Source organism: Erwinia endophytica, assembly GCF_009295515.1.
Classification (GTDB): Bacteria; Pseudomonadota; Gammaproteobacteria; order Enterobacterales; family Enterobacteriaceae; genus Erwinia; species Erwinia endophytica.
On sequence record NZ_RQVV01000035.1, the window covers coordinates 19,424 to 30,262 of the forward strand.

The window sequence follows — 10,839 nt, forward strand, 5'->3', positions numbered from 1 at the left end:
GCTCCTGATTCATCATTCATGTTCCTATCCTGGACGCAGCGAACAGAATCTAAAAAAACAATCTTTGTCGCCGCTGGAATCAAGAAATTGGACTTACAGGGAATAATTTTCGGTATTAGCGTGAGGGTGATTACATATACGAAAAATATCAGCCCCGAAAGGAACCGATTTCGTGGCGAAAAAAGGGGGGAAACAGGATGAGGAGAAGCACCAGATTATGATCAGCTTCAACATTCACCAACAGAATGGAAGAGTGAGTGACAGCAAATAACCATTATCTCCGTTTGTCCCGCAGGGTTAACAAATGGACAGGGCATGCCGCCAGAATAATCGGCGTCATCCTCATGACGCCGATATAAACACAGGAAAGGCGTTAATCAAACCTCCGGTGCCGGATGCGTCTGCAGCCAGTGATCGGCAATCTGCTGACGAGTGCAGATCCACACCGCATCATGCTGCTGAATATAATCGAGGAAACGCTGTAGCGCCCGGAAACGTCCAGGGCGTCCCAGCAGGCGACAATGCATCCCTACAGACATCATTTTCGGCGAAGTCTCGCCTTCCTCATACAGCACGTCAAAACTGTCTTTCAGGTAGGTATAGAACTGTTCTGCCGTATTGAACCCCTGCGGTGAAGCAAAACGCATATCGTTGGTTTCCAACGTGTAAGGAATGATCAGGTGCGGTTTCACCGTGCCATCCTGACAGGTCACCTGCGACCAGAACGGCAAATCGTCGCCATAGTAATCACTGTCATAGGTAAACCCTCCCTGCTCCACTACCAGACGGCGAGTGTTGGGACTGTCACGTCCGGTGTACCAGCCTGTCGGCGCTTTACCAAACAGTTCCGTCAAGATATCCACCGCGTGCTGCATATGCTGACGCTCGGTCTTTGCATCTATCGACTGATAGTGGATCCAGCGCCATCCATGGCTGACCACATCGTAATCAGCCGCTTTAATCGCCGCAACAATCTCCGGATGACGCGCCAGCGCCATCGCCACGCCAAATATAGTTAGCGGCAGACCGCGTTTCTGAAACTCGTGATGGATACGCCAGAATCCTGCACGAGAACCGTATTCGTACAGAGAATCCATTGACATGTGGCGATCAGGATAGCTCGCCGCGCCAATGATATCGGATAAAAACTGCTCAGAGCCGGCATCGCCATGCAACACGTTATTTTCCGCGCCCTCTTCATAGTTCAGCACAAACTGTACGGCAACCCTGGCTTTTCCCGGCCACGCGGCATCAGGCGGATTGCCAGCATAACCTATCAGATCTCGGGGATAGTTCTTATTGAAACTGTACTCTTTGTTATCGCTGACATCATTCATGATCAAAGTCCTGTTGTCGGGTCGACTTAATTCCCTCAGTTTAGGCGTTCAAACTGACCCGACAGTGTTTTTCGAATGGGATAGTTTAAATCGCCGTGTTTACTGGTCGACAGCCCCAGCGCCACCAATGATTCCACCATTTTTACCGCAGCGCCCACACCATCAATCACCGGGATACCCAGTTCCAGCGTCAGCTCACGGGCCAGCGTTGCCATACCGCCGCACCCAAGGACAATTGCCCCGCTGCCATCCTGGCGTTTCGCTTGTAGACAACGTTCACGCACTTTTTCCTGTGCCAGCCCGCTGCCGTCTTCCAGCGCCAGTACTGGCAGGTCGATAGCATGCAACGCAGCACAGTGATGTTCGAGGCCATATTGCTGTAGCAAATGGCGGGCAATGATTACCGTTCTCGGTAGGGTGGTGACCACCGAGAAGCGCGTTGCCAACATCGTTGCCATATGCATCGCCGCTTCAGCAATCCCAACCACCGGCCCGGTGGCCAACTCACGCGCCGCCAGCAAACCCGGATCGCCAAAACAAGCAATAACATGACCACTGACCCCCTGCTCACGGCCGGCTTTCACCTGCTCCAGCACGCCAATAGCGGCGATCGCCTCATCAAAATGCCCTTCAATCGACGGCGCGCCCTGTGCAGGACAGACGGCCAGGATCTCAGTCGTTGGCCCAGCCACCGCGCGGGCGGCTTGTTCAATCGTTCGCGTCATCGCCAGACTGGTGTTGGGGTTGATGACTTGCACAACCAGCGATGCCGTCATACTTTCCCCCTCGCTTTCCCGGAAAAACCCGCAAACAATGTGGCGAAATCCGGCAAGGTTTCCCCGCCGCGTTCAAAGCGCAGACTGGCCACAATATGGGCAAAATGTTGCCGCATCGCTTCATCCAGTGGCTGTGGATCTTTTTTTCTGATCAGATCGATGAGCCGGTCATGATCATCACAACGACACCCCTGTTGCCATGGCGCGCCCCAGGCCGCAATCACCAGTGAGGAACGCTGGGTCAAACGCGTGACCATCTCCGTCAACACCTGATTGCCGGAGATCGCCTGAAGCTGCACATGAAAAGCCGCAGAGAGGCGGATGGCGGCTGCACCGTCGTGTATCTCATGCGCCCGCTGCTCTTGTTGATTGAGCTTTTCCAACGCCGCCAAATGGGGAGGCTGACAGCGATCCAGCACGGCCGGCAAATTGGCGCATTCCACCAGGGCTCGCGTACGGAAAATATCCTGGGCCTCCTCAACAGAGGGAGTGGCAACCTGCGCACCACGTTTGGGCACCAATACAATCATTTGCACTGCGGCGAGGCGTTGCAGCACCTTACGGATACCGGTACGACTGATACCGAAAACGTCAGACAGCGCTTCTTCCGGCAGCTTGCTGCCCGGCGGCAGTTGGTGTTCCACAATTGCCGTCATCAACGCCTGATAGATGGGTTCATCCTTATCAATCAGGTCAGAGGCCATTCTCAGGCCGGTTTCACTCTTCATTACCTACTCCGGTAAACGACAGATCCGTCAGAAATCGTACACATATTATTTTACTTTTGTACACATGAAATAACTTTTTGGCCTGAATCCTGCAATACGAAATCAACCCAATTAGTATTTAGTTGAATTCACAGGAGCAGGTTTCATGCCAAATAGTCAGAAGGTCTCTCCGGCGGCGGCTGTTGCCAATGCCCATTACAGCCCACGGCTGTGCAATGAAGATCTGGCCCCGACACGTGATCAGACCTGGAGTTGGTACAACATCTTCTCGTTCTGGATGTCGGATGTTCACAGTATGGGGGGCTACGTGGTGGCCGCCAGCTTCTTCACGCTGGGTCTGGCCAGTTGGCAGGTGCTGCTGTGCCTGCTGGTCGGGATCTGTATCGTGCAGATTTGTGCCAACCTGGTGGCCAAACCAAGCCAGATGGCCGGTGTACCGTATGCGGTTATCTGTCGTCAGGCCTTTGGCGTGTTCGGCGCCAATATCCCGGCGGTTATTCGTGGACTGATTGCCTTTGCCTGGTACGGCATTCAAACCTACCTGGCCGCCAATGCGCTGATGCTGGTATCGCTGAAATTCTGGCCTTCGCTGGCATCGATGACCCATATTTCATGGCTTGGTCTGTCGCAGCTAGGCTGGATCTGCTTCGGTATTATGTGGTTCGCGCAGGCGCTGGTGTTCTGGCACGGGATGAATGCCATCAAGCGTTTTATTGATGTCGCGGGACCGGCGGTCTATGTGGTGATGTTGGCGCTGGCGGGATGGATTGTATACAAGACAGGCTTCGATGGTATTTCACTGACTCTGGCCAGTAAACAACTGAGCAGTGGACAGCAGGCATGGGAAATGATCACCGCGACTGCGCTGGTCGTCTCTTATTTCTCCGGCCCGTTACTGAACTTTGGCGACTTCTCCCGTTACGGTAAAAGTCTGGGAGAAATTCGTCGCGGTAACCGCTGGGGCCTGCCATTTAACTTTTTGCTGTTTTCTATCGTAACGGTCGTGATCGTTTCCGGTACCCAGTCGTTGTTTGGCAAGATGATCACCGACCCAATCGAGACCGTCAGCCGGGTGGGTAGCGATCTGGCTGTCGCCATCGGCCTGTTAACGATGATTACCGCCACCATCGGCATTAACATCGTGGCAAACTTCGTTTCTCCGGCTTTCGACTTTTCCAACTGTGCGCCGCAGAAAATCAGTTTCCGTACCGGCGGGATGATTGCCGCAGTGGGTTCCGTGCTGCTAACACCGTGGAACCTGTTCCAGTCGCCAGAACTTATCCATTACACGCTGGATGTGCTGGGTGCTTTTATCGGCCCCCTGTTCGGTATTCTGTTGTGTGACTTCTATCTGATTAAGCGCAGCCAGATTGCTGTCGATGACCTGTTCAATGACACACCGCAAGGCCAGTACTGGTATCGCGGCGGCTTCAACCCGAAAGCCATTGCGGCGCTGGTACCATCGGTATTAATTGGCCTGGTTATCAGCTTTATTCCCTCACTGCACCCAGTAGCTAACTTCAGTTGGTTTATCGGCGCGGGCCTGGCGGCAGGTTGCTATCGTTGGATTGCCCGGGAAGATCGCGTGACCAGCCCACAGGACTACAGTGGCAAGGTTGCGGTGCAGAAAAGGTAGCGGGGTTATAGGGACCTGCAGCAGATCGCTGGTCCTGAAATGACAAAAGCCTGATCCATGACTGAATCAGGCTTTCCGGAATATCTGGCGGAACGGACGGGGCTCGAACCCGCGACCCCCTGCGTGACAGGCAGGTATTCTAACCAACTGAACTACCGCTCCGCGCGGTGTTCCCCGTCGGGAACGGGCGAATATTACGGGGAGCCATCCGCCCCGTCAACGCTTTTTATACACAGTTAAGAGCGACTGCGTGTTTTTTCGCCTTACTGTATTTTTATTGCCAAAACTGAAGCAGTTAAGCACGCCACAGACAGCTTCCACCTTTTTTCATCACCAGGTCCAGTCGCGATTCATGCTCAGCCAATTCTTCGGCTGTCGCCGCGATGACGCGCAACCCGGAAGCCGGACGCGCAATACGGTGGATGGTATCGCCGTTGCTTTGCGCCTGACGTTCGCCTTCCATCGAGAAGGTCAGCGAGGTCTGCCCACCTGTCATCGCCAGGAATACTTCGGCCAGAATTTCGGCGTCAAGCAACGCGCCATGCAGCGTTCGCTTACTGTTGTCTATTTCATAACGCGAGCAGAGCGCATCAAGGCTGTTACGCTTGCCGGGGAACATTTTACGCGCCATCGCCAAACTGTCAGTGACCTGGCAGAAGGCTTCCGTCTTCGGAATGTTGCGCCCCAGTTTAGCGAATTCATAGTCCATAAAGCCGATATCAAACGAGGCGTTATGGATAACCAGCTCCGCACCGTCGATATAGGCGATAAAGTCATCGGCAATATCAGCAAACGTCGGTTTATCCGCGAGGAACTCATCGGCAATCCCGTGAACGCCAAACGCTTCGGGATCCACCAGACGATCCGGCTTCAGATAAATATGGAAATTGTTGCCCGTCAGGCGACGGTTTACCACCTCTACGGCACCGATTTCGATGATGCGGTGCCCTTCATAATGGACCCCGACCATATTCATACCCGTGGTTTCAGTATCGAGTACAATCTGCCGTGTAGTATTTACTGTGCTCATAGGACCCGTTTATGTCAGACTTGGCGTTTTTTCAGCAGGGAGTCTACCAGAGATGCTCAAGCAGGTAGAAATTTTCACCGACGGTTCTTGTCTTGGCAACCCCGGTCCAGGAGGATACGCCGCCATCCTGCGCTACGGTAAACACGAGAAATCCTTCAGCGCGGGTTACTACCTGACCACCAATAATCGCATGGAGTTGATGGCGGCCATTGTCGCACTGGAAGCATTGACCCAACCGTGCGAAGTGGTGCTGAGCACCGATAGCCAGTATGTTCGCCAGGGGATAACCAGCTGGATTCATAACTGGAAGAAGCGCGGTTGGAAAACAACCGATAAAAAACCAGTGAAGAATGTCGACCTGTGGCAGCGGCTTGATACGGCACTCAGCCATCACCACATAAAATGGGAATGGGTAAAAGGTCATGCAGGACATGCAGAAAATGAACGTTGTGACGAGTTAGCCCGTGCTGCTGCGGGTAGCCCCACCTTCGAAGATGTCGGCTATTTGTCCGAATCCTGATGACGTTGGCGCGAACGGATCTGACGCGTCGCGCCGACTGCGGGGCTCAGCCTTCTTTTCGCCGCCGCCTTCTTCGCCGGAGTCATGATCAGCGGAAAGGTGCGTTTACGCGCCACGATAATACTCAGGCATCCCAACGCTGGGAAATGAGTGCTGATAACCTTTCCGCCCTGACGATTCCACGGTAATACCTGAAAACGGGTACGCTGGACCACTTCATAGTTCATCAGGCTCAACCAGTCCATGAGCCGCATCTGGGTAAACATCCGGCTGTTCCACGGTATACGGCGATGGATGCCAGGAATAAGCTTACCCATGCCCAATATACTGAACGGATTGAAGCCGCTAATTATTATCCAGCCATCATCAATCAGCACCCGATCCACTTCACGCAAAATGCGGTGAGGATCACTGCTCCACGCCAGGCTGTGCGCCAGCAAACAGGCATCGACGGATTTGGACTCAAAAGGCAGGCTCATCGGGTCAGCCTTTACCTGAAGCCGTTCACCGCTTAATCCCACATTGACCTGATGTGAGATAGCACAATTCTCTGTTTCAATTTCCGCACTAAGACTGCCTATTTTCAGCAAATGGAAACCGTACATCCTGTCGAGGCAAGGCCGCAAATGTTTGGTCAGCGCATCACGATAGAATTCCCCCCACGGCATCTCCGCCCATGACTGAGGCACATGACGAATTCGGCGTGTTTTAGCAGGCTTCATGCTTTACCATCTTATTTCCATTCAAGCCAGTATCAGTATAAAGAGGCGATGATGAATCTTACCAGTATTCCAGCACTTCAGGACAACTACATCTGGACATTAAACAACAATCGCGGCGAGTGCCTGATTGTCGATCCTGGCGAAGCCGCTCCAGTTCTTGCCGTTCTGGAGAAAAATCAGTGGCAACCTCAGGCGATTCTTCTCACCCATCATCATCACGACCATGTAGGTGGTGTGAAAGAGTTGGTTGAAAAATACCCACACCTTGTGGTGTATGGCCCAGGCGAAACGCAAGATAAAGGGACCAGTCACATCGTTGGAGAGGGCGATAAAGTGGCTGTTTTGGGGCTGGAATTTAGTGTTTATCACACACCTGGTCACACTTTAGGACATATCTCATATTTCAGCTTCCCTTACCTTTTTTGTGGCGACACGATGTTTTCTGGCGGTTGCGGAAGATTATTTGAAGGGACCGCGGAACAAATGTTCATTTCATTTCAAAAATTTAACAAACTCCCAGAGGAAACACTGGTTTGCTGTGCACATGAATATACGTTATCTAATTTGACGTTTGCGCATGCCCTGTGGCCACAGGACGCTGAGATAGAACGCTATTACCATAAAATTAAGGAGTTGCGCGTAAAAAACAACGTTACCGTGCCCTCCACTCTGGCATGTGAGCGACAAGTTAATGTATTTCTCAGAACTCAAGATATTGAATTACAAAAAAATATAGGACACAAAACATCTCCTTTACATGAATGGCAGATATTTGCAACGCTACGTGAGAAGAAAGACCGTTTTTAATTTTTCGGGTTGTGTTGCGCAAGACGACCACGTATAGTTGCTGGTCTTTTAAGCAAACTATGATACATACATGAAGGCTAAAGCGATATTATTCGCCTCGGTCTTGCTGGTGGGATGCCGGGCGTCAGGGCATGACGCTAACGATGATCCTGTACAGCATGCACAGAGTTTGTCTTCGGCAAATCAAAATGAAACGGGTAAAAATGCAGATCGGATGTTGTCGCATTGGCAGGATGATGGAACCAGCCTTACGCGAGAACAGAATCTGTGGCGTTTCATTGGTGATGAGCTGAAGATGGAAGTTCCGGATAATCCCCGGATACGCGAACAAAAACAAAAATATTTGAGAAACAAGAGCTATCTCCACGATGTAACATTACGGGCAGAGCCGTATATGTACTGGATAGTCGGGCAGATTAAGCAACGTAAGATGCCGATGGAACTAGTACTACTACCCATAGTGGAGAGCGCTTTTGACCCCCATGCAACCTCTGCAGCCAACGCCGCTGGCATCTGGCAGATAGTACCGCAAACGGGGCGTAACTATGGTTTAAAACAGAACCAGTGGTATGATGGGCGCCTTGACGTCGTCGCCTCGACCAGGGTGGCGCTGGATATGATGCAACGCCTGAACAATATGTTTGGTGGAGACTGGTTGTTGACTATCGCCGCTTATAACAGCGGTGAAGGTCGAGTGATGAAAGCGGTAAAGACTAACCGCTCCCAGGGGAAACCAACGGATTTTTGGCATTTATCGCTACCTCGCGAAACCACAGTTTACGTCCCCAAAATGTTGGCTTTAGGGGATATTCTGAAGAACAGCAAGCGTTATGGCGTGCGTCTACCAGAACCCAATGAAGCCCGAGCGCTGGCTCGCGTTGAAGTAGGCCAGCAGATTCAGTTGACGCAGGCGGCAGAAATGTCCGGTATACCACTGAGTAAACTGAAAAGTTTTAATGCGGGTTACAAACGCGGCGCCACCGCGCCAAAAGGCGGGCCTCAGTACATTATGGTGCCGAAGTCTCATGTGGAACAGTTGCGTAACTCGTTGGCGACAGATGATATTGAGTCTGTACAGCCAACCGAGTTAACCACGACTACCGGTTCTTACGTTGTACGCCATGGTGATACATTGTCAGGTATTGCCAAACGGTTGAATGTTTCGGTGCAAAATTTACAGCGGGCGAATAATTTGCGTGATGGCAACATCAGAGCGGGACAAATCCTCAGCCTGAGCAGTAATAATGGTAGCGCCACAAAACTGACCAACAATAGTAACAGCATTATCTATGAGGTTCGTAAAGGCGATTCACTGGCCAGCATTGCGAAACGTCACGGTGTTAACACGCAGGATTTGCTGCGCTGGAACAGTGGGGATAGCGCAAATATTCAGCCTGGTGATCGACTGACATTGTTTGTGAACAACACTAAAGAGCCTGATAGCTAACATGAGTTTCAGGTCATCAAAAACCAGTCGTAATATTCATACCGTTCATTTAAAGAGCGGTTGACTTCTCCAGTAGCAGACTGGTGTAAAAAGGGTTCATGTTCATACATGGATCCTTTTTACATTAGCGTAAGCCACCACGCGTTTAACATGCTGAGCAGCAACCTACTAAATCCGGCACTGACGCCCTCCCCTGCTATCTGGCATGTACAGCACTGCTCAGGTAGTCATCGGTCCGAAGATTGATCGTTTAAATAAGAGCAGCGTGGTTTGTGGCAAAAGATCGGGGATTCTCAGAGAAGAGTGGACTCTCTGGCGTTGAATTCAACAAGTAGCGGATTGTGATCAGAGGCGCGAGTAACCAGAATGGAAGCCTGTGACAGGCTCATTCCACGATAAAATACAAAATCTAAAGGTCGCCCAAAAGCCTTGCGTCGATGGTCATCGGTAAAATTCACTTCTTCCAGCCCCATCTCGCGGGAAAAAGTGTATAAAGCATTAATCCGTTGGCGGCTCCAGGCATTAAAGTCTCCAGCCATAATCACCGGCCCCTGATGATGAATAATCTGTTCCCCTATCGGTCCCAATTGTTTGCTGTAAACATCAATACCCAGACTAAAATTCACAGCATGAATATTCACCACCATCAGCGTCTGGCTGTTTAGCAAGGGATAAGCCGTCACCAGCGCTGATTTAGCCAGGCGCAATAACGGCTCACGCTCGCGCAGAGGACAACAGTAAACAGGATGGGCTGATGCCAGCGTCATAACACCAGAAGGATGCTGAGGCAACGCAAAGGCAGGAACCTGATCGGCAGCCAGATAGTGTGTGGTGGCAAAGCGTACCAGCTCTGGGGTAGTTTGCGCTTCCTGCAGTAACACCAGATGGGCATCTTTACCGAAGTCCTGCAAAACTGAGAGCCAGTCAGCACGCTGTTGTTTGAAAATATTCCACACCATCACTCTCAGCGTGGATTCAGTTGTCAGTGGCGCGCCAGGGGGCAAAGCCTTACCGACATGCAGCAAAGCGCCGGGTGGAAAAATTCGCTCCACAGGCTGCCCCGCTACATATCTCATGGCATAGGTCTTTTTTCGCACTTTATTGCCCAGTTTAAACTGCTGCTGAAGTCATACTGTCATTTATCAGTTATAGGGACTTTGCAACTGAGTTTCAATCAGCTCCAGCTAATAAGCCGCAGAATGCAAAAAAAAAGCCCTGAGTCTCCTGACTCAGGGCTTTATAAAGTGGCGGAACGGACGGGGCTCGAACCCGCGACCCCCTGCGTGACAGGCAGGTATTCTAACCAACTGAACTACCGCTCCACCGATTCTGTACTGGAATCAGAGAAAATGTCTGATTCCAGGTATTTCTCCCTTCCTGCGTCACCAGGAAGGTCATGACCAGCTACTGGTCTAAATTGATGCCTGGCAGTTCCCTACTCTCGCATGGGGAGACCCCACACTACCATCGGCGCTACGGCGTTTCACTTCTGAGTTCGGCATGGGGTCAGGTGGGACCACCGCGCTAAAGCCGCCAGGCAAATTCTTCAAATTCACATTATTCGCACCGTTCACGGTGCCCCCCTTTTGGGGCCAGCTTTCATGCTGTCCAAGCTTGTCACAGACAAACCCGCTTTTTACTGAACTTAACACGATATCGAGTGGTGCTGATACCCAGAGTCGAACTGGGGACCTCACCCTTACCAAGGGTGCGCTCTACCAACTGAGCCATATCAGCACGCTTATTCTTACTGGCAACGGAAAAATCACATTCACCAGCTTTTGTTTGATGCCTGGCAGTTCCCTACTCTCGCATGGGGAGACCCCACACTACCAG

At 51.6% G+C, this 10,839-nt stretch carries 10 protein-coding genes, 3 tRNA genes and 1 rRNA gene; 4 read left to right on the forward strand and 10 right to left on the reverse strand.

All coding sequences use genetic code 11. The features are described from left to right. Positions 1-377: 377 nt before the first annotated feature. Genes puuE through EH228_RS11175 form a run of 3 tightly spaced genes read right to left on the reverse strand, consistent with a single transcriptional unit; the run spans position 378 to position 2,841 of the window. Complete coding sequence (gene puuE / locus EH228_RS11165; protein ID WP_152321742.1) at positions 378-1,337, reverse strand: allantoinase PuuE; 960 nt, start codon at positions 1,335-1,337, stop codon at positions 378-380. A 35-nt stretch (positions 1,338-1,372) separates the two neighbouring features. After that, on the reverse strand, positions 1,373-2,113 hold the full coding sequence (gene hpxA / locus EH228_RS11170; RefSeq protein ID WP_152321743.1) for an allantoin racemase: 741 nt from the start codon (positions 2,111-2,113) through the stop codon (positions 1,373-1,375). Next, complete coding sequence (locus tag EH228_RS11175) at positions 2,110-2,841, reverse strand: GntR family transcriptional regulator (RefSeq protein ID WP_152321744.1); 732 nt, start codon at positions 2,839-2,841, stop codon at positions 2,110-2,112. The genes hpxA and EH228_RS11175 overlap by 4 nt, the downstream gene beginning before the upstream one ends. Positions 2,842-2,986: 145 nt before the next feature. Between EH228_RS11175 and EH228_RS11180 the strand changes: the two genes are divergently transcribed. Then, entirely contained in the window at positions 2,987-4,477 is a 1,491-nt protein-coding gene (locus tag EH228_RS11180) for an NCS1 family nucleobase:cation symporter-1 (protein ID WP_152321745.1), read from the forward strand. Positions 4,478-4,562: 85 nt separating this feature from the next. Here EH228_RS11180 and EH228_RS11185 read toward each other — a convergent pair. Continuing rightward, positions 4,563-4,639, reverse strand: a tRNA-Asp gene (locus EH228_RS11185). 133 nt (positions 4,640-4,772) lie between these two features. Continuing rightward, on the reverse strand, positions 4,773-5,507 hold the full coding sequence (dnaQ, locus tag EH228_RS11190) for a DNA polymerase III subunit epsilon (protein WP_152321746.1): 735 nt from the start codon (positions 5,505-5,507) through the stop codon (positions 4,773-4,775). On the opposite strand from dnaQ, the gene rnhA reads away from it, so the two are divergent. Further along, positions 5,458-6,027, forward strand: a complete 570-nt coding sequence (rnhA, locus tag EH228_RS11195) for a ribonuclease HI (RefSeq protein WP_193323328.1) — start codon at positions 5,458-5,460, stop codon at positions 6,025-6,027. The genes dnaQ and rnhA overlap by 50 nt on opposite strands. Here the strand turns inward: rnhA and EH228_RS11200 are convergent. Continuing rightward, complete coding sequence (locus tag EH228_RS11200) at positions 6,009-6,749, reverse strand: class I SAM-dependent methyltransferase (protein ID WP_152321748.1); 741 nt, start codon at positions 6,747-6,749, stop codon at positions 6,009-6,011. The genes rnhA and EH228_RS11200 overlap by 19 nt on opposite strands. Positions 6,750-6,800: 51 nt before the next feature. Between EH228_RS11200 and gloB the strand changes: the two genes are divergently transcribed. Continuing rightward, entirely contained in the window at positions 6,801-7,556 is a 756-nt protein-coding gene (gloB, locus tag EH228_RS11205; protein WP_152321749.1) for a hydroxyacylglutathione hydrolase, read from the forward strand. 70 nt (positions 7,557-7,626) lie between these two features. Continuing rightward, a complete protein-coding gene (mltD, locus tag EH228_RS11210) occupies positions 7,627-9,003 on the forward strand; it encodes a murein transglycosylase D (RefSeq protein WP_152321750.1) in 1,377 nt (458 codons plus the stop codon). A gap of 293 nt (positions 9,004-9,296) precedes the next feature. Here the strand turns inward: mltD and EH228_RS11215 are convergent, their stop codons facing one another. From EH228_RS11215 to EH228_RS11230, 4 genes are all read right to left on the reverse strand, one after another. Beyond that, positions 9,297-10,100 (reverse strand): endonuclease/exonuclease/phosphatase family protein, encoded by an 804-nt coding sequence (locus EH228_RS11215; RefSeq protein WP_152321751.1) that lies wholly within the window; start codon positions 10,098-10,100, stop codon positions 9,297-9,299. Positions 10,101-10,248: 148 nt separating this feature from the next. Next, positions 10,249-10,325, reverse strand: a tRNA-Asp gene (locus EH228_RS11220). A gap of 100 nt (positions 10,326-10,425) precedes the next feature. Continuing rightward, positions 10,426-10,541, reverse strand: a 5S ribosomal RNA gene (gene rrf, locus EH228_RS11225). 123 nt (positions 10,542-10,664) lie between these two features. Continuing rightward, positions 10,665-10,740 (reverse strand) — tRNA-Thr (locus EH228_RS11230). Between the last annotated feature and the right edge of the window lie 99 nt (positions 10,741-10,839).